Source organism: Spirosoma migulaei (assembly GCF_054776855.1).
On the sequence record NZ_BAAHBG010000008.1, the window covers coordinates 1 to 22,155 of the forward strand.

The window sequence follows — 22,155 nt, forward strand, 5'->3', positions numbered from 1 at the left end:
ACCCGGTTGTGGAACCACCACCGCCACCTTCACGGCCCCGGCCTCCTGCTCTGTAGCACCCATTTGTAGTGTAAGTGCCGTAGCAACGGCGGGACTTTGCTCGACGGCGACCAATACGTACTCCACTTCGGTAGTCATCAGCCTGACCAATCCCACCACGGGGACGCTCACCGTTACCAACGGAGCACAGACCCAAACGTTGGCGACTAGCCCAGTCACCACCAGTTTAACAGCAGTCTTCGCTAATCTGATCTCGGATGGAGCTAGCCACACCGTACTGGTGAGCCTGCCCGGTTGTTCAACCACCAGCACCACCTATACCGCCCCTGCCTCCTGCTCGGTGGCACCGGTCTGCTCTATCAGTGCGGTGGCCACAGCAGGACTCTGCGCAACAGCCACCAATACGTACTCCGTTTCGGTGGTGGTCAACCTGACTAGTGCAATTTCAGGAACACTGACGGCCAGCCTGCCAGGGGTAACTTCCATCAGTCAGGCCGTTTCCAGTGGTAGCAATTCCGTTACCCTTGTACTCGAGGGCCTGCTTTCCGATGGAGCAAGCAACAGCGTACTGGTGAGCCTGCCGGGTTGTTCAACCACCACCGCTACCTTCTCGGCCCCGGCTTCCTGCTCAATAACACCTGCTTCATGTAGCCTAAGTGCGGTAACTACGGTCGGCCTCTGTCAAACAGCCACCAATACCTATACTTCGACGGCATTGGTTCAGTTGACTAATCCACCAGCGGGTACATTAACCATTACGGATGGAACGCAAAGCAACACCTTTGTTACTACGGCTGGGGTATCAGCAACCTTTACGGTTAGCTTTATCGACTTAGTATCCGATGGGGCGGTTCATACCATAACCGCTAGTCTGCCTGGCTGTAGCACGGCAACTACAACCTATACAGCCCCGGCTTCGTGCTCAGTAGCGCCTATTTGCTCTATTAGTGCATTGCCTCTACCCGGACTTTGTCAGTCAATCACGAACAGTTACTCGTCAACAGTTATTATTACGTTAACCAATCCCGTTACCGGTACACTCACAGTCACGGACGGAACACAGACCCAAACACTACTGACTAGTCCGGCTACCATTAATCTGACGGCAGTCTTTACCAATTTGGTTTCAGATGGGGTCAGTCATACCGTGGTAGTTAGCCTGCCGGGTTGCACAACTACTAGTTCGACCTATACCGCTCCGGCTAGTTGCCAATCCGAATTGGGGCTAGCCCTGACGGATCCGGGGGTGTGTCAACCAGGCACCAATACCTACAACACCACGGGTGTCATTAGTCTGACCAATGCGGTAGCTGGTCTGGCTACGCTGGTAGATGGTACCAGTAGCCTCACCGTCGTAGTCAGTAATGGAGATACGTCTATTCCCTATTCGATGAGTGGGCTCATGAGTGGAACAGGTACACATACCGTGACGGTCAGCTATCTTGGGCAAACTGCCAGCACGACCTACACGGCTCCGACTTCCTGCTCTGTAGAGCCGGTATGTAGTGTAAGTGCGGTGGCCACCGCTGGGATCTGCTCAACAGCGACCAACACCTATTCCGCTTCAGTGGTAGTCAACCTGACTAATGCAATTTCAGGAACACTGACCGTTAGTGCCCCTGGAACAGCCCCCAGCAGTCAGACCGTTTCGAGTGGCATTAGTTCCCTAACCATTATCCTTGCTGACCTGATTTCGGATGGAAACAGCCACACGGCCACAGTCAGTTTGCCCGGTTGCGGAACCACCACAGCTACATTCACGGCCCCGGCCTCCTGTTCAGTAGCCCCCGTTTGCAGCCTGAGTGCGGTAGCTAGTGCCGGTCTCTGTCAAACAGCCACTAATAGTTATTCGTCGACGGTAGTCATTACACTTACCAATCCCACGGCCGGAACAGTAACAGTGAGTGATGGGGGACAAAGCCAAACCCTGCTGACCAGCCCTGCCACCACCAGCCTGACAGCCATTTTCGCCAATCTGCTCTCTGATGGAGTCACTCATATGGTAGAAGTCACTTTACCAGGTTGTTCAACCATTAGTGCCAGCTATAGCGCGCCTGTTAGTTGTACGAGTGAGATTAGTCTAAACATCACAGACCCAGGAGTGTGTCAACCAGGCACCAATACCTACAACACCACAGGTGTCATTAGTCTGACCAATGCGGTAGCTGGTCTGGCTCTCATTTCCGATGGAGCCAATACGATTACTCTTTCGGTGAGTGCAGGGGCAACATCTATTCCCTATTCAATGAGTGGGCTCATGAGTGGAACGGGGAACCACACTGTAACGGTCAGCTATCTGGGTCAGATTGCCAGCACGACCTACTCGGCTCCGACTTCCTGCCCTCTGGAGCCGGTATGTAGCGTGAGTGCGGTGGCTACGGCAGTCCCAGTGACGTGCCTGGGTAATAGTCCCCAGGCAAACGGTAAAATTGTAGTAAGTGGGTTCACAGCTGGGGATACGTATCAATATTCAGATGGTTCTATCTTCAATCCTGCCGTCGTCCTATCTGGTGCGCCCCAGGTCATTCCAGCAGATGGAGTCATTGTAAGCAACCTGTTTAACCCCGTTGCAGCTCAAACTTACACGGTACGAATCTTTTCTACGTGTTACAAAGATGTGACTGTCACGTTGCTACCTACAGTCTGCAATTGCCCGGAAACCAGTTGTGTGCCATTAGTTATCAAACAGACAAAAGGAGCTAGACGAGCGGGTAATCCATAATGAAACCCAGTATACAACGTTCATTTGCAGTTATACACTCAAATCGTTGTGTTGGCCAAAAACACCAACTAGTTGCCAAAACCCGCTAATGAAGAGCGGGTTTTGGCATTTTTAGCCATGAATCCTGGTAATAGATCAATAAGAATCAGGCACGCCAACTTTTAAACCCCCTATTTTGTTACCCTACCAGAACAGATACCGTTTGATCTGTTAACTTTGCGGCTTTGTTTGCCCGTCACGCTATAACTTATTATGTTATCCATCAGTAATTTACAAGCCTCAATAGGCGAAAAAGAAATATTAAGAGGTCTCAATCTGGAAGTCAATGCCGGTGAGGTTCACGCCATTATGGGTCCCAATGGAGCTGGCAAGAGCACACTAGCTTCTGTTCTGGCAGGCCGGGAAGATTATACAGTAACGGGTGGTAGTGTTTTATTTGACGGAAAGGATTTGCTCGATATGGCCCCCGAAGAGCGGGCCGCCGAAGGTATCTTCCTGGCCTTTCAGTACCCCGTTGAGATTCCGGGGGTTAGCACGACTAATTTTTTAAAGACGGCCCTGAACGAAATTCGCAAATACCGTGGCCAGGACCCTCTCGATGCCGTGCAGTTTCTGAAGTTGATGAAAGAGAAAATGAAACTCGTTAACATCGACCAATCGCTACTGAGCCGGTCGCTGAACGAAGGCTTCTCGGGAGGAGAGAAAAAACGGAACGAAATTTTCCAGATGGCTATGCTCGAACCAAAATTGGCTATCCTGGATGAGACCGATTCAGGACTAGACATTGATGCATTACGGATCGTAGCCGATGGTGTGAATCAGCTCCGGTCGCCAGAACGGGCCACGATTGTGGTAACCCACTACCAACGACTATTAGATTATATCGTACCCGATTACGTACACGTCTTATACAAAGGGCGCATCGTAAAATCAGGCCCGAAAGAACTGGCCCTCGAACTGGAAGAAAAAGGATACGACTGGATTAAAGCCGAAGCTGTATAAATCAGTGAGGAATGTAGAATGAAAAGTGTAGAATAATCACTCTCTACTTTTCATTCTACATTCTACATTCTTCACTAACTAAAAGATGACTCCCTCTTACGCATCCTATAACGAATTTAAAGACCAGTTGCTGACGGCTTTCCGGGACAACGAAGAGCGCATGAACGGTGAGCGAAAAGCACCGGTTCATCAACTCCGTAGGGCGGCCCTGAAACAGTTCGATCAACTTGGTTTCCCCACAATCCGTCACGAAGAGTGGAAATACTCCAGCGTCAATGGGCTACTTAAACAAGCGTTTGAGCTTGATGATACCACGACATTAACAGTTGACGATCTGGCTCCGCTGGAAATTCCAAACCTTGATGGGAACTTGCTGTACTTCATTAACGGCCGTTATCATCCTGAGCTTTCCCGCATTATTAGTCCGGCAGATCAGCTACAGATTACGAACTTCGCCACTGCCCTAAAGTCTGAACCTGAATTAATAGGCACTCATTTTGCCCATTACGCCGATTATCAGGACAACGCCTTTACGGCGTTGAATACCGCCCTGGCCAGCGATGGTGTAGTTATTCGAGTACCTGACAATACAACGGTTGAGCAGCCCATCATCCTTCGGTTCATTACCGATACCCGTACAAAAAACATTGCCTCACAACCTCGTAACCTGGTTGTGGTTGGTAAAAATGCGGAGGTCATGATGGCCGAATCGTATCGGACCCTTGGTGAAGGAACAAGCTTTGTCAATGTAGTAACCGAAATCGTGCTTGACCGCGACGCCCGGATGCAGTACTACAAAGTGCAGAACGAAACCGAGAAAGCCTACCATATCGGCACCACGCAGGTGAGTCAGAAAGACAACAGTCATTTCTATTCGGCTACGGTTACACTCAACGGTAACTTCGTTCGCAACAACCTGAACATTGTGCTCAACGGCCAGCATGCCGAAGCGTTTATGTATGGTTTATACATGCCGAACGGCCGTCAGCATGTGGATAACCACACGCTTGTAGACCACGCCATGCCGAACTCGTACAGCAGCGAACTTTATAAGGGTGTCCTGGATGACAATAGCACAGGGGTTTTCAACGGCAAGATTTTTGTTCGGCCCGATGCGCAGAAAACCAATGCGTATCAGTCATGCAAAAACGTGGTTCTGTCACCGGGTGCATCAATGAATACGAAGCCTCAGTTGGAAATTTTTGCCGACGATGTAAAGTGTTCACACGGTACTACTACGGGTCAGCTTAACGACGAAGCGCTGTTTTACATGCGCTCGCGCGGTATTCCGAAAGATGAAGCCCGTACGTTATTGCTGTACGCTTTCTCTCAGGACGTACTAAGTCAAATCAAAATTCAGCCTATCCGTGAATACCTGGAGCGAGTTATTACGGAGAAGTTAACGAAGTAGCGAGTTAATGAATAATGCACAATGTAAAATGAATAATTGCCCAAATCACATTTTACATTTTACATTGTGCATTATTCATTTCATATGAAATCACTACTCGTACTTATCTGGCTTACCATCTGTGCCTCATTTGGTGGTGCCACATTCGGACAAAGTCTGCAATTCTCATTTGAAGGCGATTCATTAACGATGCCTTTTGTCCAGGATAGTCTGCGGGGAATTTCGGGTCTTGAGATTATACCCGCCACAGGCGAGTGGCATCTGGTTAGCGACCGGGGCTGGCATTTTATCTTTTCCAACATCCGATCTATCCGGGATTTAGGCGATTCATCGCACCTGAAACTAGCCCAGAAAAATCCGTTCTGGTTTGAAAGTGTTCGCTACGATGCCCGAACCAGCACCTACTTCTGGACGGATGAACACGAATTTGTCACGTCGGTACTATATGGTAAATCAGTTCATGATAGTGCCAGCCAGGTTTTGTTGAAAATACCGGTACCTGCACCTAACAAAGGGCTTGAAGGATTGGCAGTCACCTCGTCGGGAGCCTTGTGGGTGGTGCCTGAAGCCGGTTGGGAAGGCGAAACACTCATGAATCAAGACACGATTACATTCTTTCGTTACCCAAACCCACTTGCGTCTGATCCAATTGTGGAACGATTTGCGTATCCAATCAACCGCTGTGCCTTTGCGCAAGGCGAAGAGCGAGTGGGCGGCATTTCAGAAATACTAGCCATCGATGACCAGCGTGTGCTGGTACTGGAACGATGCTACGATGCCAGCCAAAAACGAGTTACGGCGAACGTATACGTAGCAACGCCGAATGAGAAAACCCATACCCTAACCAAAGAATTAGCCTTCGATTTTAACCGGCAATTCCCCGGCAACATCTGCAATCTTGAAGCGATGGCCTGGGCTGATGAGCAACACCAAACACTGGTACTCATGGCCGATGATAATTTCCGCCGGAACAAAACCTTACGAAATCAGGTGATTGTTTTACGAAAACGATAGGCGCTGGATCGAACCTAACCGCACTCAATTTGCGTTTTAGAGATGACATGTTTGTCAATGTTATAGTTAATTTGTTCCTCTCGTCGCGAATACCTCATGCAGCCAGCCATAGATAATACCCTTGACATTCAACGAATTCGCCAGGATTTCCCGATACTCGATCAGGAGATCAACGGTCGACCACTGGTGTATTTCGACAATGCAGCTACGAATCAGAAGCCGCTTTCGGTGATTAATGCCCTGACTCGCTATTATGAGGGCTACAATGCCAATATCCACCGGGGCATCCATCATCTGGCCGAGCAGGCAACAGCTGCCTTCGAAGCATCCCGCCGGGCGGTTCAGGAATTTCTGAATGCAAAACACTGGCAGGAGATCATCTTCACCTACGGTACCACCGATGGGATCAACCTGGTGGCTCAGAGCTATGGCCGTCATTTCCTGAAAGCGGGCGATGAGATCATTATCTCGACCATGGAACACCATTCAAACATTGTTCCCTGGCAAATGCTGTGCGAAGAAAAAGGGTGCATTCTGAAAGTTATTCCTATCAACGACGAGGGTGAGTTGTTGCTGGACGAATATGAGAAGCTATTATCGGAGAAAACCAGGTTCGTTTCCTGCGTTCACGTTTCCAATTCATTAGGAACTATTAATCCCGTCAAATTCATCATCGACAAAGCCCACGAAGTTGGCGCGGTTGTATTGATAGACGGTGCCCAGGCCAGCTCCCACCTCGACCTCGATGTTCAGGCGCTTGATGCTGATTTCTATGTTCTCTCAGCGCATAAGCTTTACGGGCCAACGGGCATGGGTGTTCTCTATGGTAAGAAGGAAATTTTAGACGCCATGCCACCCTACCGGGGTGGTGGTGAGATGATTAAGGAAGTTACCTTTGCCAAAACGACTTACAGCGATCTGCCTTATAAATTCGAAGCCGGTACGCCTAATATTGCCGACGTGGTTGCCGTAAAAACGGCCCTCGAATACATGGCGGGTTTGGGAAAAGAGAATATTGCTGCCCACGAAAACGATCTGCTTCAGTATGCAACAGAACAACTGAATGAACTGGATGGATTACGAATTATCGGCCAGGCTAAAGACAAAATTGGGGTTATTTCCTTTGTAATCGACGGTATTCACCACCAGGATATTGGTGTAATTTTAGACCAGCAGGGCATTGCCGTTCGAACGGGTCATCATTGCACCATGCCATTAATGCAACGCCTGGGTATTGCCGGAACTACGCGGGCCTCATTTGCGGTTTATAACACCAGAGATGAGGTTGACCGGCTTGTGCAGGGTTTGCGTCGGGTTCAGAAAATGATGTTGTAAGCAAAATGACCATTAACGAAAAGCAGGACGAAATCATTGAAGAGTTTGACTTGTTCGATGATCTACTCGACAAGACACAATACATCATTGATTTGGGCAAAAAGCTACCACCGATGCCGGAATCTCAGAAAAACGATGAGAATCGGATTATGGGGTGCCAGTCGAAGGTTTGGGTAGATGCGGAGTTGAAGGACGACAAACTTTATTTCTACGGCGATAGCGAACCAACCGCTCAGATCTCCAAAGGGTTAGTTGGCCTGTTAATCCGAGTCTTATCGGGCGAAAAACCCGAAGATATTGCCAACGCCGACCTGTATTTCATCCCACGAGTCGGTATGGGGAACTTGATTACATCGTTGCGGGCCGGTGGGCTGGCTTCGATGATTGAACGCATGAAAGCCTTTGGCCGGGCATATACAGAAAAAAGTCATTCGTAGCCATTGCTAGTCATTGATAGCCATACATGACTAGCAATGACGTAACGAAAATGACAATAAATGACCTAAAATAATGACAGACGAAGAATTAAAAGAACAAGTCGTACTAGCGCTTAAAGGTGTATATGACCCCGAAATTCCGGTGGACGTGTATGAACTGGGCCTTATTTACGACATTAAGATATTTCCGGTCAACAACGTCTATATCCTGATGACCCTGACCTCGCCTTCCTGCCCTTCGGCAGGTTCTATTCCGGCTGAGATCGAAGAGAAAGTGCGGGCCATTGAGGGTGTCAGTGATGTAAGTGTTGAACTGACCTTCGATCCCCCCTACTCTACCGAACTAATGTCGGAAGTAGCTAAATTAGAACTGGGATTTATGTGAATTACGACCGCGCGGGCGGCCCCGTTACGAATTACGATGTACGATTTAGGTTGTAGCGTAATTCAAGTTCGTAATTTCTTCCCAAATCGTAAATCGTAATTCAAAAATCGTAAATCAACTATGTATCCTCCTCATTTGCTTATCCCCATGCGGGAAGACCTGACCAGCGTTGGGTTTGAAGAATTGACTACTGCCGATGCAGTGGTGAACACAATGGAAAATGCCGAAGGCACCATGCTTGTTGTGGTGAACTCGGTATGTGGCTGTGCGGCTGGTGCGGCTCGTCCGGGTGTGAAAGCGGCTTTAGCGGCCAGCCCAGTGAAGCCCGATAAAATGGTGTCTGTATTTGCGGGTGGTGATCTGGAAGCCGTCGCTAAAATGCGTGAGTATCTGTTGCCCTATCCTCCATCATCGCCAGCCATTGGCATTTTCAAAGATGGCGAGTTAGTGCATTTCATTGAACGGCACCACATTGAAGGTCGTTCGGCGCAGATGATTGCTCAGCACCTCGAAATGGCGCTGGAAGAATTCTGCACGCCCGCAAACGCATAAGTTTTGTATCAAACGAAAACAGGTCATATGCCATATCTCTAAGATATGGCATATGACCTGTTTTCGTTTGATACCTTTATGTTACCGCAAACGCCTTCGCTAAAAACCTTGATAACGGTAATAAGCAGAACACCAGAAAAGCCATCGGGAAATTGGCGAATGCCGCTACCCAGGCTGCATTCATGACAATAAGCGATAATACTCCTGCTTTCACGGCTAGGCCAATATTTCGGCCAACCGGGTCTTTCACGGCCCGCCAGAGTGGCGGAAAAATATAGTAGCCAAACAGAGCCAGAAAAGGCAATGCCGTACCCAACTGCTGCTGCCGTTGAGCTAGTGCGGCTACACAACCTATAACAAGCGCATACAACATACCGGCAACGCGTAAGATGGTTGGACTGCCGCCATGTACCTCTCCCCGACTAATCATGGTGATAGCGGCAATGTAGGCAATTGGGACTAGTCCCACCCATATCCAGGGCAGTACCTGATCGGGCAGTATGCTTACGCCCAGCAGCAAATTTAGTCCTCGGCATAAGCCCATATTGACCGGCCCCAGCCAGTTGTGATGCTTTCCGAAACGGTCGTAAACAAGCGACGCAATAGAAATGGCAATCGCCAGAAAGCCCGCCGTTTGGTTAACCATAAACGAGGCACCAATCCCTACAATTAGTAAACCAACGCCTAATCCAATAGCTGCCGATTTACTAACCGTTCCGCTCGGAATAGGGCGTTCAGGGCGTTCGATAGCGTCTAATTCCGCATCAAATACATCATTAAAAACGACACCTCCCCCATATAGGCCGACAGTAGCCAAAGAAAGCCAGCCAGCCGGAGCCGCAGACGAATCAGGCATCAGAAAATAGCCCGCAATGGCCATTCCTGCCAATACATCGGCAATGGCGGTGACCAGATTGGCCGGACGGGTAAGGGACAGAAGTGCTTTTATCATAGTAACGTACAATGTAAAATGAATAATGTAAAATGGTGCTTAGTTCATTAACCATTATTCATTTTACATTGTACATTATTCATTTAATTATCGTTGATTCCTTGTCTACCCGCGGTGCCTGACCTCCGCGCAATACGGAACTGCCGTTGTAACGCTGGCTTTGGTCAATACCAATCGGTTGTGTTAGATCGTCCAGACTGATTTGACCACTTTGAGCAAAGGCGGTTAAGGCGTTGGTGAACGTAACCAGTTTAATAGCTTCGTCCGAAATACCGCGTTGTTTCATCAGAGCAGCCGTTTTCGGGACGGCAAGTGGATCGCTAATGCCCCAATCGGCGGCCGAGTTGATCATAATACGCTCAGGCCCGTACTGCTTTACAACTTCTACCATACGTTCGTTCCCCATTTTGGTAAACGGATAAATCGTAAATCCAGCCCAGAATCCCCGATCAAGTACTTCGCGCACCGTTTCCTCATTGTTGTGATCAACGATGACCATACCAGGATCAATTCCATGCTCAATGGCAATGTCCATACTCCGGCTGGTGCCCTGTTTTTTGTCGCGGTGGGGCGTGTGAATCTGGACAGGTAGGCCCGCTTCCCGTGCCAGTTCCAGTTGCGCCCGGTAGTATTTATCCTCGGCGGGGGTCTGGTCATCAAAGCCTATTTCACCTACCCCTACTACGCCTTCTTTATAGATGAACAACGGCAGGATTTCCATAACCTGCTCGGCTAATTCTTCCTGATTCGCTTCTTTGGAGTTCAGTCCGATGGTACAATAGTGCCGGATACCAAACTGCGAGGCCCGAAAGCGCTCCCACCCAACCAGACTGGCAAAATAATCCCGGAATGAGTCGACACCCGTGCGGGGCTGGCCCAGCCAGAAAGCAGGTTCAACGACTGCAACGACGCCTGCGTCGGCCATAGCCTGATAATCATCAGTTGTTCGGGAGGTCATGTGAACGTGCATATCGAAAAACGACATGCCCCGAATGGAATCCATAAAATCCATAATACGTCTTGGTTAACCGCAGTTGGCAAATACGGTAGGTAATGAGCGGGTAAAGTTCTCAAAAAAACTGGCTCTGTCCCACATGATTTTTACCCATATTTTAATTCAGTTTCTGCAAACTTCATAGTAGTCTATTCGTTTTATAGATAGACAATAAATACAGCTATGAATATGCTTCAACAACGCAAGTCAGGAAAAGGGAGCCTTTGGGCGATACTACTGCTACTAACGGCAGTTGGGGGGTTAACTTCCTGCCGCGAAAATGCAGTCAATGATTTAAGCCCTGCCGATAGTCCGGTCTATATTACCAACTATGATCGCTCCATCAACTTCGGTCAGTATAAAACGTTCAGTTTGCCCGATTCGGTTATTGTAGAGTCGAATGATGCCTATGCTACTGCACAAACTACTATTTCAAACCAGTTTGTATCGAACGTGGCCAATGCGCTAACCACACGCGGATTCAAGCGGGTAACAAAAGGTGATAGCGCCGATTTGGGTGTGGCTATTATTCGGGTGAACAATCAGTACACGGGCATTGCATCTAATCCGTACTCCTACTATTCAAGCTATTGGGGATACGGGGGGTTGGGGGGCTATGGGTATTCGCCTTATTATCCCAGTTATTACACCTATCAGGTTACTGACCAATACTGGGAAATTCAGATTGTTGACCTGAAAAACCGGGCGACTACGAGTGATGGCCAGCAACAACTAAATGTTATCTATGATGCTACAATCCGGGGTACCGATATCACGGATACGCAGGCCGTCGATCTGGCAACCACGGCCATTTTCAATCAATCGCCTTATTTGCAGGTAACCCAATAGACATTATGAAACGGCTTATCGTACTAATCGCCCTGTTTGTTCTGACAACGTCGGCCTGGGCGCAATATAAAAATGAATACAACCCGGAATCATCCATTTATGACCGGTACGTCACCTTCAACATTTCAGCTCGCTATGGCGTCTCGTTCCCAATGGGCGGACAACAGAGCTACATCGACAAGCTGTCGCCGACGAACCTCGCGCTGGATGCCGAATGGTTATTCCCTAAACGCTTCTCAATCGGTTTAAAGACGGGTTATCAATACACAAAGCAACAGTTGCCGAGACAAGTGTACCAATATGACGACCAGTCTATTTCGGCGGTTCAAACCCGAACCTTATCTATGATTCCGGCTATGATTTCATTGTCGTACTACTTTTCGGATAACGCAGCAGCCATTAGGCCATATGTGCAGATGGCGGGAGGGGGCGCTTTTGTGGATTACACCAATTATTTTGGTCCGCTTGCCGACCAGAAAAGTGGCTTTAAAGGGGCGCTGGCACCCGCTATTGGGCTGAAATATTATGGCCGCCGGGAGCAGGGATTGGGTGCCGAAATTCAGGCGCAATATCAGAATGTGTTCTTCAATTATGACTTGCTGAAGAACTCAGCTCCCTCATTGATGCTGTCAGCCGGGATTGTGTATCGGTGGTATTAAACGAGTTTGTAGTTTGAGGTTCGTAGTTTGACGTTGGCTGATGCGTAAGCTTTTCATGCATCAGCCAACGTCAAACTACGAACCTCAAACTACAAACTAATTCATCAACTCCTCCATATGGGCAGGCAAACTACGCCCGGCAGCTCGGCGTTCGGCAGCAAAATCGGCCAACGTTTTAGCGAGTCGGGCGTTATTGCGTTCGCTTAATCCGGTAATCTGCGTAACGTCTTTATCGGTGAAAAATGCTTTCATAACCAGTTGATTCCAGGCGGCTTCATCGAAGTAATCAGCGGGATACGGATTGTGCAGCATAATGGCTGATTGCACATCGGCAATGTTGTTTCGAATGCCTTCTGTAGCCTGAAATTTCCACGCTTCAGGGTGCGCCAATACGGGTAGCGATGAATAAAGTGCCACTAACTCGTTCATTTCTGCGGCTTTAAACAACTGACTAATGGTACTCACATAGGTAGCCTGATCATCGGCCGGAAGCTGAAGCAGCCACCACACGCGTGCCAGTCGGTCGATTGTCCAGCCCGTAACCGTAAAGCCCGGTCGAAGGCGCTCAAGAGCGAAAGACATATCTGAGGGGACCTCCAGTAACTGTTTCCCCACAAAACGAGGCAGGGCGGTAAACACCCGATAGAACGCGGAGACCTGCGGACTGGTATGAAAGGCATCTGCCTGCTGCCGCAGATAAGTAACCGCTTTTTCGGAGTTGGGTTGCTGTTCAATCAGATAAAACAGCGTTTGGCTCATCTGGGAAATATTCATACTGCAAAAATACTTGCGTTATTAATTAGCCTACTTACAAAAATCACATTAGTAGATGACTATACTCGCCTTTACCTAGTCAGGTGATGGCTTCCTACTGTCTTGCCCTTCCTTTGACCATGAAAAAAACAATACTACTTGCAGTTGCATTCATTTATTTCACGAACCTATGCGTTTTTGCTCAGCAGGCAACTGATTACGTCTGGTGGAACCCTGCTCAGGCCACTACGCCTGTGATTGAAGGGCAAGCCTGGTCTGGTAAAGCAATCCAGAATCCATATGATCGGTTGCCCGCTCAGGCCGAAAAAAGTGTACGGAAAGAAGTCTGGAACTTATCGCACAACGCAGCAGGTCTACTGATCCGGTTCAGAGCCAGCACCGATCAGATTGTGGTTCGGTATGTTGTAACTGGGAAACAGGCATTGCCCCATATGCCCGCTACGGGTGTTAGTGGCGTCGATTTATATGCCATTAACAGCGATGGCGATGCGCTTTGGTGCGCAGGCAAGTACACCTTTGGCGATACCATTCAGTACCGATTTACCGGCCTCGAACCCAATGACCTCTACCATCAGAAAGGACGCGAATACCGGTTGTATCTGCCCCTATACAATTCCGTTAAATGGCTAGAAATTGGCGTACCCACTAGCGTAACCCTCACTCCTCTGCCCGTTCGAGCCGATAAGCCAATTGTAGTCTACGGCACGTCGATTGCCCAGGGTGCCTGTGCATCGCGATCGGGTATGGCCTGGACATCTATTCTAGGGCGAAAGCTGGATCGGCCCGTTATCAATCTGGGTTTTTCGGGCAATGGTCGACTGGAAAAAGAAGTGGTTGATCTCCTGCCCGAGATCGACGCGAAACTGTACGTGCTGGATTGCCTCCCGAACTTAGTTGCAACGGTTGGCATTAAACCCGACGAGATAAAAACCCGGATCATCGAATCGGTAAAAGCCCTCCGGCGGCAAAAACCGACCACCCCGATTCTATTAGTCGAACACGCGGGCTATACAGAAGGCAGCCTGAACCCAACCCGACGGCAACTGTATACAGACGTAAATGAACTGATGCAGCAGGCGTTTGCCCAATTGAAAAGCGAAGGTATCCAGAAACTGTATCTGCTGCCCAAATCAGCCATTAATCTATCCAACGATGCCATGGTGGATGGCACTCACCCCACAGATTTGGGCATGCAGCAATATGCCGACGCCTACGAACGTAGTATTCGCCCGATCCTGAATGAACCGGTTGGTGACGTTTCTACGATGAAGCCCCTGACCCAATACCGCGATGCGCGCAGCTACGATTGGGAAACCCGCCATCTGGCCATTTTGGCACGACTGAAAAGCAATCCTCCGCGCATTGTTTTCTTCGGTAACTCCATCACGCATTTCTGGGGTGGCGAACCGAAAATAGACCGGGCGTCTGGCGTTGATAGCTGGAACAGCATCCTGGAGCCGCTGGGTGTTCAGAATATGGGTTATGGCTGGGATCGCATCGAGAATGTGTTGTGGCGAGTATATCATGGTGAACTTGATGGCTACTCTCCAGCGCAGATCGTTATCATGATTGGCACGAACAATCTCCAATTCAACACCGATGCCGAGATTGCTGACGGCCTTGGCTTTCTGGTACGCGCTATGCAGGCTCGCCAGCCCAACGCAGAAATTTTACTGATTGGCCTATTGCCGCGCAGGCAAATGGAGCCCCGCATTGCTGCTCTAAATCAACGCATTGCGCAGGTGGCAGGCGAAGTAAACGCTACGTTCATTCAGCCGGGCACTATATTTCTAAAGTCGGATGGAAAAATTGATGAGGCTTTTTTTAGCGATGGCTTACATCCAAATGCCGAAGGGTACCGGCAATTAGCCGCCAAGCTAGTACCTTCGTTAAAAGCCGCCGAGCCAATCCCAGTTCCTAAAGGCAGAAAAAAATAACTATCTATTTTAAGCTAAACCCAACGTGACCATGCTTTTTATCACGCAATTAATCTATATTATTGACGGGCAGGAAGCGGTGTTTCATCAATTTGAGGACATTGCCATTCCAGCCATCTCAAATTACAACGGGCGGCTTTTACTACGGGTAAGACCCGACCCCAGCTCGTTTATTGAACACACGATTGACAAACCCTATGAAATACATCTTGTAGAGTTTGATAGTGAACAGGATTTTAAAAACTTCATGCAGGACGAAGAGCGCAAGAAGTTTCTGTACTTAAAAGAACAATCCATAAAAGCATCAATCCTGATTCAGGGGACAAAGTTGTGAGGCCATCATTAAGCGTAGTCTCGGACCAGGCCGAATGAGGAACAGGTTAGCGTTACCAGTAGGAAAGAAGCATATAGTTTATTTAATTAGCCAACCAATGGCCTTCTTGAGGGCTGAACAGGCTATTAGTCTACTAGTTGTACTTAAGCTATACAGGTATGCGCAGACATCTATTTATCCTGCTCACGCTACTTATTTTCTTTACCGCCGTTATCGAAGCGTGCACAAAAGATGACCCAAATACGACAGTATTTCCCGTAGTAAGTACGCCGACCCAACCTGTTGTGGTTAGTAACCCAATTACCAATGATACAGCAGCGCTTGGTCAGGCTTTGTTTTGGGATCCAATTCTATCGGGCGATAAAGATGTAGCCTGTGCTACCTGCCATCACCCTACTAATGCGTATACCGATGGATTGGACCTTTCATTGGGTGCTCATGCTGTTGGTTATGGCCAAAACCGCCGATTCCTGAAACCGAACGACGTAGTACTCACCAAACGAAATTCGCCGACCCTCCTTAATGCGGCCTTCAACGGCATGGATGGCAACGGAAACTATGTGTCGTTGACCGCGCCAATGTTCTGGGATTCACGCGCCCAAAGCCTCGAAAACCAAGTAATCGGTCCGCTGACAACATTTGAGGAAATGCGTGGTCATGCGTATTCCGAAGCCGTTACCTTAGACAGTATAGTAGCCCGGCTGGCCAAAATAACTGAGTACAAACAACTGTTTCAGGCTGCCTTTGGCAATAGCCAGGCCATTACGGCGGCCAATATTGGCAAGGCCATTGCAACCTTCGAGCGTGCCCTGACTGCTATGAATTCACCCTACGACCGCTACAAAAAGGGCGATAAAACGGCGCTCACAGACCAGGAAATTCAGGGTATGCGGCTCTTCAACGATGAGGGTTGCCCTATTTGTCATTCAGGACCCATGTTTTCCGACTACCAATTGCATGTAATGTCGGTGCCCGATAATAGCCAACTGACCAGTTCCGACGCTGGAGCGGGAGGTACTTATGCCTTCAGGACTCCCTCATTGCGAAACGTTGGGCTAACGGCTCCCTACATGCACAACGGCTTTTTTCAGAGTCTGAAACAGGTAATGAAGTTTTATGATGATATCGGCGAGCCTATTTCCCAAAACCCTCATGTGCCTGTACAGCGCTTAGACACCAAAATACAGCGAATTGCTCTTGGTGACAGGGAGCAGGAGCAGGTTATTGCGTTTCTGAATGCCTTAACCGACTCCGGTTTTGATAAAACTATCCCGGCTCGTGTTCCCAGTGGCCTCAACCCAGGTGGCAACATTCGCTAGATGGCAACTGTCCGGCATTTTCAGTCTATCTTTCGCCGTAAGAGGCCGGATCACACTACGGCATAGTCCGAGACCATGCTGAACTGGTAGTTGCCCAACCTACTTCTTCGCCTTCGGATGCGCTTGATCGTAGGTTTTCTTAAGCTGTTCGAGACTGGTGTGGGTATAAATCTGGGTTGCTGCCAGGCTGCTGTGGCCTAGTAAATCTTTGATGGCATTAAGGTCGGCACCCCGGTTGAGCAGATGCGTGGCAAAGGAATGGCGCAGTACGTGCGGGCTTTTCTTTTCGAGTGTTGTAACAAGGGCTAAATTGCGTTTCACAATCCGCTGAATCAGTACCGGATAGGCGGGAACGCCTTTGTCGCTTACGATTAAAATCGTTGAGTCGGCCTGGCCCGAAAATTCCTTTTCTTTTAGCTGGCTGTATTGCTGCACCAACTCGAACAAGGGTTGTGTTAAGGGAATGATCCGGTGTTTGTTGCGTTTCCCCAACACCATAATGGTTTTGTCATAGAGGTTCACATCGGCAGTTTTCAGTCCGGTTAGTTCGCTCAATCGGATCCCGGTGCCGTAGAGCAATTCGAGTACTAACTTGTCGCGGATACCCTCGAACGTATCCGGAAACTCGATGTCGTTGAGCAGCATGTCCATGGGCTTCTCTTCCACATACTGCGGCAAGCGCTTGCTCGCTTTCAGCGCCTGAATTTTCGCCATTGGATCGAGGTTGATTACGTTCCGGCGCATCAGAAAACTATAGAAACTCCGCAGCGTGGCAATCTTCCGGTTCACCGATGACTTATCCATATCAGCCTCTACCAAACTCACAATCCACGACCGAATATGCCGGAAATCAGCCCGCTCCGGTTGGTCGACATTGCATTCCGTTGCCAGAAACAGCGTAAACTGCTCCAGGTCATTGGCATAAGCCGTGAGTGTATGATGACTCAGTCGTTTTTCGTATCGAATGTGTTGAAGGAAATCTGAACCGGGATTTTTTTGATTCATTTGATTGCTCTGATTATCTAACCGTGCGGGCGGCTCTGCCGAGGAATTTCTGATTCTACTTGTCAAATCTAATTATACCAATCTTTTAAATCATATAATCCGGGTTCTGACAAAGAATCATGTCAATCAGTTAAATCACAAAATCCCGCCGGGCCGCCGGTGCGGTCAAAAAAAAGCAGCAAACATCCCTGCTTGCTGCTTCTATGCCTTGGTTGGCGATTGGGCATCGTTGACTGCGCATTCAACGACCCACTTAGGCCAACTGCGCACCACCGGCGGATGAAATCCTATTGCTCGGTGTGGTTGCCGTACATTCTCTCTTTGTACGTGGCCTTAATGATCTCTGTGCGACGCTTTACCGACGGTTTTTGGAAAGCCGTCCGCGACCGCAACTGCCGTAACACACCCGTCTTTTCGAACTTCTTTTTGAAGCGTTTCAGGGCCTTGTCAATCGACTCGTTGTCTTTTACGTTAATGATAAGCATTGTTAATATTGTGTTTTAGCTAAAACCGGGTCGCAAAGGTAATAGATTTGCAACTATGAAACAAGCCATAATTGACTTAGGAACCAATACATTTCATCTGCTCATTGCCGAAACAGACGGCAACATGCCCACGATCCTGTTCCGCGAAAGCATACCCGCTAGAATTGGGCAGGCGGGTATCAATCAGGGAATTATCACCGAAGAAGGCATTGGACGCGCATTGGGCGTACTGACGTACTTCCGGCAGGTGCTCGACCAACATGCCATTGACCCGGAGCAGGTCATGGCCATTGGCACCAGCGCCATTCGGGTGGCGCGGAATCAACAGGAATTTATAGACCGTGTTCGGCAGGCAACAGGCATTCCAATCCGGGTTATTTCGGGCGACCAGGAGGCCTTGTACATTTATCAGGGTATTCGGGCGGCTGGCGCGCTGGATGAGGCCACAGCCCTGGTTATGGATATTGGCGGTGGCAGCGTTGAATTCATTCTGGGTAATCGGTCACGGGTTTTCTGGAAACAGAGCTTTGAAATCGGGGGGCAACGGCTCCGTGAACGATTCATGACTACAGACCCTATCAACTCCGGCAGTATCCGTCGGCTGCACGATTATTTTCAGGAACAACTCTTGCCTCTGGCCAACGCCATTCACCAATACCAACCCGCTGTACTGGTTGGCTCGTCGGGTTCGTTTGATACCCTGGTCGATATGTGGTATATGCACGAACAAAATCACCTACCCGACCTGAATCAGGCCACGTTTACCTTACCCATCGAAGAATTCTACCGCGCCTATGAACTACTCATCACGAAAAATCACGCAGAACGTATGCAACTCCCAGGCATGATTGAGCTGAGGGTCGATATGATTGTAGTAGCCGTTTGCCTAATTGACTATGTTCTGAAAACATATGGTATTTCACAAATCAGAACCTCGATCTACTCATTAAAGGAGGGCGTTTTAGCGTCGCATAGTAAGTAATGTATAATGAATATTGTACAATGTATAATGAAACGTAGCAGGTAAGTTTTACTACCATAGAGCTTTTGAAATCAATGGCCATTATGCGTTATACATTATTCATTCATAGTCGATGAAAGCCGAAACCAACGACCGATCCTCTTACCGAAACCTTATCTTCACCGCGTTACTCATTGCGTTCGTAGGCGTAGCCTTTGCCTTTCCGGGGCTATTTCTGAGTATCGGTGATTTCCAGTTAAAGAAACTTATTGTCCCGCTACTGCAAATCATTATGCTGGGCATGGGCACAACGATGTCCATCAAAGATTTCGAAGGAGTTATTCAACAGCCCCGCGCGGTATTTATTGGTGTAGCCTGTCACTTTCTGATCATGCCACTGCTAGGCTACACGCTGGCGAATACCTTCTCATTCCCGCCCGAAATTGCGGCAGGCGTCGTGTTAATTGGCTGCTCGCCCAGTGGATTAGCCTCGAACGTGATGTGTTTCATTGCTAAAGCCAATGTGCCGCTGTCCATCACAGTCACGACCCTGTCAACCCTGCTGGCACCGTTTCTGATGCCTGCACTGATGAAACTGCTGGCCGGTCAATTCATCGAGATTTCGTTCCTGAAAATGATGGTCGAGATTATGCAGATCGTAATCGCCCCTGTGATTGTTGGATTGATTTTAAATCGGATTTTCCGAAAATCGGCGGTGATGCTGAATCGCGTTATGCCGCTAATGTCCATGGGCGGCATTATTCTTATCGTCGCTATTATAGCAGCCGCCGGGCGCGACAGTCTGCTAACAGTTGGCTGGACCCTGGCTTTATGTGTGCTGATTCATAACCTCTCCGGCTTTACGCTGGGCTATTGGTCGGCTAAGTTATTTGGTATGGATGAGCAAAGCTGCCGGACCATAGCCATTGAAGTAGGTCTCCAAAATGGCGGATTAGCGTCAGGCATTGCCGTACAAATGGGTAAAGTGGCTACGGTGGGGCTCGCTCCTGCTCTCTTTGGACCCATCATGAACACCAACGGTTCCTTACTGGCCACCTACTGGAGCCAACGCCCGGTAAAAGAAGAAGCTAGCGAATTCATACATATCGAATAGAAGTAGCCAGGATAATCATGATAGCTTCGTAACAAGCCCCTCAAGCCCAAAGTCGAAACCTCTTTCAAACATGTGTGTATGTCTATTAATTTAGAATACTTCAGAAAGAAAACTAAAGACTAAAGAATTGCCCCATAAATAGAATATATGCTTGAATTATCAGGAGATGGAGTTTTACCGCCAGGTCGCCACCGTTGTCAAGTAGATGACTTTTTTAATTTGTTCGTAAAAGCATTTAGCACTAATGCTCATCGACAACGACTTTTTCGGGAATGGGAATCTTATAACGACCGTTTATGTGCTAGGGTGGGCCTCACGGGATTAACACAATGGATTGACGGCAGTTTTGTTACTAATAAACCATTTCCCAACGATATTGATTTTGTCACATTTATTCCTCATTATCTCTATGAACCGTTTGAAGATGGACTGATTGAGTTTTATAGCACAATTTCACTTCATGATAATGGTTTAGATGCATATATATGCCCCATTTATCCAGCCGAACACCCTAGTTATCAGCTAACTCGACAGTATAGAGCGGCATGGCAAAAACGATTTAAAAAGAATAAAGACACTTCTGGTGAGAAAGGCTTTTTAGAGTTAATATTGTAATATGGCACGACCCAAATCAACAGAACAGCAGATAAATGATGTGCTAGAGTTACTGGCGGATACGAATCGTATGCTCAAAAAGCTATCGCCGGAGACGAATCGACTTATGTATATTCAAGAACAACGTTTGAAGGGCCAATATCAACAGCAGCTTATAGCCCTGTTGGATGAATACCCTTCTACCCTGGTTGTATCAAGGAAGCGTCCAGCATCGTAATGCATATGCCTGCCAACCTAGTGACAGGCTATTTTTTTGATTGCAAAAGTTGCATATACAACTTTCATTATTAATCTTTACAGAATGGATACGGAAACCTATTGCATTGCGGGTCGATTGCGGATGTTGGCGCGGATCATGACCGGGCGATATAACGACGCCTTCACGCAGGAGGGCGTTACATTCGCGCAGGCAGGTCTGCTGATGCACATCTTTGCGCTACCGGGCGTTCGGCAATCCGAGTTATCGAAACGGTTGCAAATCGAGAAATCAGCGATGAGCCGGGATGTTCAGCTTCTGCAAAAAAATGGCTGGCTAACCGATAACCTTCGAAACGGCCTATTTCTTACCGAAGAAGGCCACCTATTGGCCAAACGATGCCATAAAATCTGGAAATCGCTCAACCAGCATGTTTGGGAAGAACTTGGCCCCAATGCCGTTGAGGGGCTTTCTACATTATCGGATAAACTATTAAAATAAGTAAACACAGAGGAACAGAGACTATAACACAGAGAACACCGTGTTTCAAATTTTTCTCTAGTGCTCTCTGTGATTTATTCTCTGTTCCTCTGTGTTTAATAAATCCTACCTACTATGACAACAGAACTCTTATCCCAACTCTGGCAAATGAGCCAGGCCGCTTCACAGGGGCCGATTCGTAAGCTGACAGCCGACAATTACCGCAACCGGTTAACGCCAGAAACCGCTTCGGCAGGCTTTATTGCCCTGCATACGGCCGAATCAATGCACCGGATGGCCAGCTTACTTTTTGGACACGAAATCAGCATTCCGCTTCAGGCCACTGGTGGTGTTTCGGACGAAGGTAAACCTCTTGACTTAGCGTCGATTCAGCAACTGGTAATCGATAGTTTCGCCATGGTTGCCCATCATATTCAACAGACCAGCGATGACCAATGGGCCGAAATTATTCCCTCTCCTTTTGGCGAAGTACCGCGTATGCAAGTGCTGTCTTTTCTGATGCATCATAACTCCTATCACGCTGGGCAAATTGCGCAGGCGATCAAAAAGGGGAAAGAGTTTTCTCTGGTTATATAAGGCGTTTCAACTAGCTGGCGCCTGTA

23 protein-coding genes are annotated in these 22,155 nt (G+C 48.4%); 18 read left to right on the forward strand and 5 right to left on the reverse strand.

Translation table 11 applies throughout. The features are described 5' to 3' along the window. The 8 genes from ACYVGO_RS09705 to ACYVGO_RS09740 form a co-directional block, all read left to right on the forward strand. Nucleotides 1-2,722 (forward strand): hypothetical protein (locus ACYVGO_RS09705; protein WP_460969085.1); only part of this gene is annotated, 2,722 nt, incomplete at its 5' end. A 252-nt stretch (nt 2,723-2,974) separates the two neighbouring features. After that, complete coding sequence (gene sufC / locus ACYVGO_RS09710) at nt 2,975-3,724, forward strand: Fe-S cluster assembly ATPase SufC (protein WP_142775481.1); 750 nt, start codon at nt 2,975-2,977, stop codon at nt 3,722-3,724. 85 nt (nt 3,725-3,809) lie between these two features. Continuing rightward, nucleotides 3,810-5,135 (forward strand): Fe-S cluster assembly protein SufD, encoded by a 1,326-nt coding sequence (gene sufD / locus ACYVGO_RS09715; protein ID WP_460969086.1) that lies wholly within the window; start codon nt 3,810-3,812, stop codon nt 5,133-5,135. A gap of 84 nt (nt 5,136-5,219) precedes the next feature. After that, nucleotides 5,220-6,149: an esterase-like activity of phytase family protein gene (locus tag ACYVGO_RS09720; protein WP_460969087.1), complete on the forward strand. Its 930-nt coding sequence runs from the start codon at nt 5,220-5,222 to the stop codon at nt 6,147-6,149. 96 nt (nt 6,150-6,245) lie between these two features. Next, nucleotides 6,246-7,484, forward strand: coding sequence for a SufS family cysteine desulfurase (locus tag ACYVGO_RS09725; RefSeq protein WP_460969088.1), 1,239 nt, complete (start codon nt 6,246-6,248; stop codon nt 7,482-7,484). 5 nt (nt 7,485-7,489) lie between these two features. Continuing rightward, nucleotides 7,490-7,921 carry a SufE family protein gene (locus ACYVGO_RS09730; RefSeq protein WP_460969089.1) on the forward strand — a complete coding sequence of 144 codons (432 nt, stop codon included), beginning with the start codon at nt 7,490-7,492 and terminating at the stop codon, nt 7,919-7,921. A 73-nt stretch (nt 7,922-7,994) separates the two neighbouring features. Beyond that, complete coding sequence (locus ACYVGO_RS09735; RefSeq protein WP_111344449.1) at nt 7,995-8,306, forward strand: DUF59 domain-containing protein; 312 nt, start codon at nt 7,995-7,997, stop codon at nt 8,304-8,306. 120 nt (nt 8,307-8,426) lie between these two features. Beyond that, entirely contained in the window at nt 8,427-8,858 is a 432-nt protein-coding gene (locus tag ACYVGO_RS09740) for a BrxA/BrxB family bacilliredoxin (protein WP_142775491.1), read from the forward strand. 76 nt (nt 8,859-8,934) lie between these two features. Here the strand turns inward: ACYVGO_RS09740 and eboC are convergent, their stop codons facing one another. Together eboC and ACYVGO_RS09750 are read right to left on the reverse strand one after the other, a co-directional pair. Continuing rightward, nucleotides 8,935-9,810 carry a UbiA-like protein EboC gene (gene eboC / locus ACYVGO_RS09745; RefSeq protein ID WP_460969090.1) on the reverse strand — a complete coding sequence of 292 codons (876 nt, stop codon included), beginning with the start codon at nt 9,808-9,810 and terminating at the stop codon, nt 8,935-8,937. A gap of 79 nt (nt 9,811-9,889) precedes the next feature. After that, nucleotides 9,890-10,822 carry a TatD family hydrolase gene (locus tag ACYVGO_RS09750; protein WP_142775493.1) on the reverse strand — a complete coding sequence of 311 codons (933 nt, stop codon included), beginning with the start codon at nt 10,820-10,822 and terminating at the stop codon, nt 9,890-9,892. 165 nt (nt 10,823-10,987) lie between these two features. Here ACYVGO_RS09750 and ACYVGO_RS09755 point away from each other — a divergent pair, with 165 nt between their 5' ends. Further along, entirely contained in the window at nt 10,988-11,653 is a 666-nt protein-coding gene (locus tag ACYVGO_RS09755) for a DUF4136 domain-containing protein (RefSeq protein ID WP_142775494.1), read from the forward strand. 5 nt (nt 11,654-11,658) lie between these two features. Further along, complete coding sequence (locus ACYVGO_RS09760) at nt 11,659-12,312, forward strand: hypothetical protein (protein ID WP_460969091.1); 654 nt, start codon at nt 11,659-11,661, stop codon at nt 12,310-12,312. Nucleotides 12,313-12,408: 96 nt separating this feature from the next. Here the strand turns inward: ACYVGO_RS09760 and ACYVGO_RS09765 are convergent, their stop codons facing one another. Continuing rightward, nucleotides 12,409-13,086 carry an EboA domain-containing protein gene (locus ACYVGO_RS09765; RefSeq protein WP_460969092.1) on the reverse strand — a complete coding sequence of 226 codons (678 nt, stop codon included), beginning with the start codon at nt 13,084-13,086 and terminating at the stop codon, nt 12,409-12,411. Between the two features lie 119 nt (nt 13,087-13,205). On the opposite strand from ACYVGO_RS09765, the gene ACYVGO_RS09770 reads away from it, so the two are divergent. The 3 genes from ACYVGO_RS09770 to ACYVGO_RS09780 all read left to right on the forward strand — a co-directional run bounded on the left by ACYVGO_RS09770 (nt 13,206) and on the right by ACYVGO_RS09780 (nt 16,676). Beyond that, nucleotides 13,206-15,023, forward strand: coding sequence for an SGNH/GDSL hydrolase family protein (locus ACYVGO_RS09770; RefSeq protein WP_460969093.1), 1,818 nt, complete (start codon nt 13,206-13,208; stop codon nt 15,021-15,023). 31 nt (nt 15,024-15,054) lie between these two features. Then, nucleotides 15,055-15,357: a DUF1330 domain-containing protein gene (locus ACYVGO_RS09775; RefSeq protein WP_460969094.1), complete on the forward strand. Its 303-nt coding sequence runs from the start codon at nt 15,055-15,057 to the stop codon at nt 15,355-15,357. Nucleotides 15,358-15,515: 158 nt separating this feature from the next. Then, nucleotides 15,516-16,676, forward strand: coding sequence for a cytochrome-c peroxidase (locus tag ACYVGO_RS09780; protein WP_460969095.1), 1,161 nt, complete (start codon nt 15,516-15,518; stop codon nt 16,674-16,676). A gap of 99 nt (nt 16,677-16,775) precedes the next feature. Here ACYVGO_RS09780 and ACYVGO_RS09785 read toward each other — a convergent pair whose 3' ends face one another. Continuing rightward, the gene (locus ACYVGO_RS09785; RefSeq protein ID WP_142775500.1) at nt 16,776-17,681 is read right to left on the reverse strand and encodes a tyrosine-type recombinase/integrase; all 906 of its coding nucleotides are present in this window, start codon (nt 17,679-17,681) and stop codon (nt 16,776-16,778) included. 287 nt (nt 17,682-17,968) lie between these two features. After that, nucleotides 17,969-18,166, reverse strand: coding sequence for a 30S ribosomal protein S21 (rpsU, locus tag ACYVGO_RS09790; RefSeq protein ID WP_093830837.1), 198 nt, complete (start codon nt 18,164-18,166; stop codon nt 17,969-17,971). 55 nt (nt 18,167-18,221) lie between these two features. On the opposite strand from rpsU, the gene ACYVGO_RS09795 reads away from it, so the two are divergent. The 5 genes from ACYVGO_RS09795 to ACYVGO_RS09815 all read left to right on the forward strand — a co-directional run bounded on the left by ACYVGO_RS09795 (nt 18,222) and on the right by ACYVGO_RS09815 (nt 22,129). Further along, on the forward strand, nt 18,222-19,148 hold the full coding sequence (locus ACYVGO_RS09795; RefSeq protein ID WP_460969096.1) for a Ppx/GppA phosphatase family protein: 927 nt from the start codon (nt 18,222-18,224) through the stop codon (nt 19,146-19,148). Between the two features lie 112 nt (nt 19,149-19,260). Further along, complete coding sequence (locus ACYVGO_RS09800) at nt 19,261-20,241, forward strand: bile acid:sodium symporter family protein (RefSeq protein WP_142775502.1); 981 nt, start codon at nt 19,261-19,263, stop codon at nt 20,239-20,241. A gap of 147 nt (nt 20,242-20,388) precedes the next feature. Beyond that, nucleotides 20,389-20,856 carry a DUF6932 family protein gene (locus ACYVGO_RS09805; protein ID WP_142775503.1) on the forward strand — a complete coding sequence of 156 codons (468 nt, stop codon included), beginning with the start codon at nt 20,389-20,391 and terminating at the stop codon, nt 20,854-20,856. Between the two features lie 301 nt (nt 20,857-21,157). Continuing rightward, a complete protein-coding gene (locus ACYVGO_RS09810; protein ID WP_460969097.1) occupies nt 21,158-21,553 on the forward strand; it encodes a MarR family winged helix-turn-helix transcriptional regulator in 396 nt (131 codons plus the stop codon). A 114-nt stretch (nt 21,554-21,667) separates the two neighbouring features. Next, nucleotides 21,668-22,129, forward strand: coding sequence for a DinB family protein (locus ACYVGO_RS09815; RefSeq protein ID WP_460969098.1), 462 nt, complete (start codon nt 21,668-21,670; stop codon nt 22,127-22,129). The last annotated feature ends 26 nt before the right edge of the window (nt 22,130-22,155 follow it).

Coding starts and splice junctions, on each gene's coding strand:
- sufC (WP_142775481.1), top strand. CDS start 2,975: ATGTTATCCATCAGTAATTTACAAGCCTCAATAGGCGAAAAAGAAATA.
- sufD (WP_460969086.1), top strand. CDS start 3,810: ATGACTCCCTCTTACGCATCCTATAACGAATTTAAAGACCAGTTGCTG.
- ACYVGO_RS09720 (WP_460969087.1), top strand. CDS start 5,220: ATGAAATCACTACTCGTACTTATCTGGCTTACCATCTGTGCCTCATTT.
- ACYVGO_RS09725 (WP_460969088.1), top strand. CDS start 6,246: ATGCAGCCAGCCATAGATAATACCCTTGACATTCAACGAATTCGCCAG.
- ACYVGO_RS09730 (WP_460969089.1), top strand. CDS start 7,490: ATGACCATTAACGAAAAGCAGGACGAAATCATTGAAGAGTTTGACTTG.
- ACYVGO_RS09735 (WP_111344449.1), top strand. CDS start 7,995: ATGACAGACGAAGAATTAAAAGAACAAGTCGTACTAGCGCTTAAAGGT.
- ACYVGO_RS09740 (WP_142775491.1), top strand. CDS start 8,427: ATGTATCCTCCTCATTTGCTTATCCCCATGCGGGAAGACCTGACCAGC.
- eboC (WP_460969090.1), bottom strand. CDS start 9,810: ATGATAAAAGCACTTCTGTCCCTTACCCGTCCGGCCAATCTGGTCACC.
- ACYVGO_RS09750 (WP_142775493.1), bottom strand. CDS start 10,822: ATGGATTTTATGGATTCCATTCGGGGCATGTCGTTTTTCGATATGCAC.
- ACYVGO_RS09755 (WP_142775494.1), top strand. CDS start 10,988: ATGAATATGCTTCAACAACGCAAGTCAGGAAAAGGGAGCCTTTGGGCG.
- ACYVGO_RS09760 (WP_460969091.1), top strand. CDS start 11,659: ATGAAACGGCTTATCGTACTAATCGCCCTGTTTGTTCTGACAACGTCG.
- ACYVGO_RS09765 (WP_460969092.1), bottom strand. CDS start 13,086: ATGAATATTTCCCAGATGAGCCAAACGCTGTTTTATCTGATTGAACAG.
- ACYVGO_RS09770 (WP_460969093.1), top strand. CDS start 13,206: ATGAAAAAAACAATACTACTTGCAGTTGCATTCATTTATTTCACGAAC.
- ACYVGO_RS09775 (WP_460969094.1), top strand. CDS start 15,055: ATGCTTTTTATCACGCAATTAATCTATATTATTGACGGGCAGGAAGCG.
- ACYVGO_RS09780 (WP_460969095.1), top strand. CDS start 15,516: ATGCGCAGACATCTATTTATCCTGCTCACGCTACTTATTTTCTTTACC.
- ACYVGO_RS09785 (WP_142775500.1), bottom strand. CDS start 17,681: ATGAATCAAAAAAATCCCGGTTCAGATTTCCTTCAACACATTCGATAC.
- rpsU (WP_093830837.1), bottom strand. CDS start 18,166: ATGCTTATCATTAACGTAAAAGACAACGAGTCGATTGACAAGGCCCTG.
- ACYVGO_RS09795 (WP_460969096.1), top strand. CDS start 18,222: ATGAAACAAGCCATAATTGACTTAGGAACCAATACATTTCATCTGCTC.
- ACYVGO_RS09800 (WP_142775502.1), top strand. CDS start 19,261: ATGAAAGCCGAAACCAACGACCGATCCTCTTACCGAAACCTTATCTTC.
- ACYVGO_RS09805 (WP_142775503.1), top strand. CDS start 20,389: ATGCTTGAATTATCAGGAGATGGAGTTTTACCGCCAGGTCGCCACCGT.
- ACYVGO_RS09810 (WP_460969097.1), top strand. CDS start 21,158: ATGGATACGGAAACCTATTGCATTGCGGGTCGATTGCGGATGTTGGCG.
- ACYVGO_RS09815 (WP_460969098.1), top strand. CDS start 21,668: ATGACAACAGAACTCTTATCCCAACTCTGGCAAATGAGCCAGGCCGCT.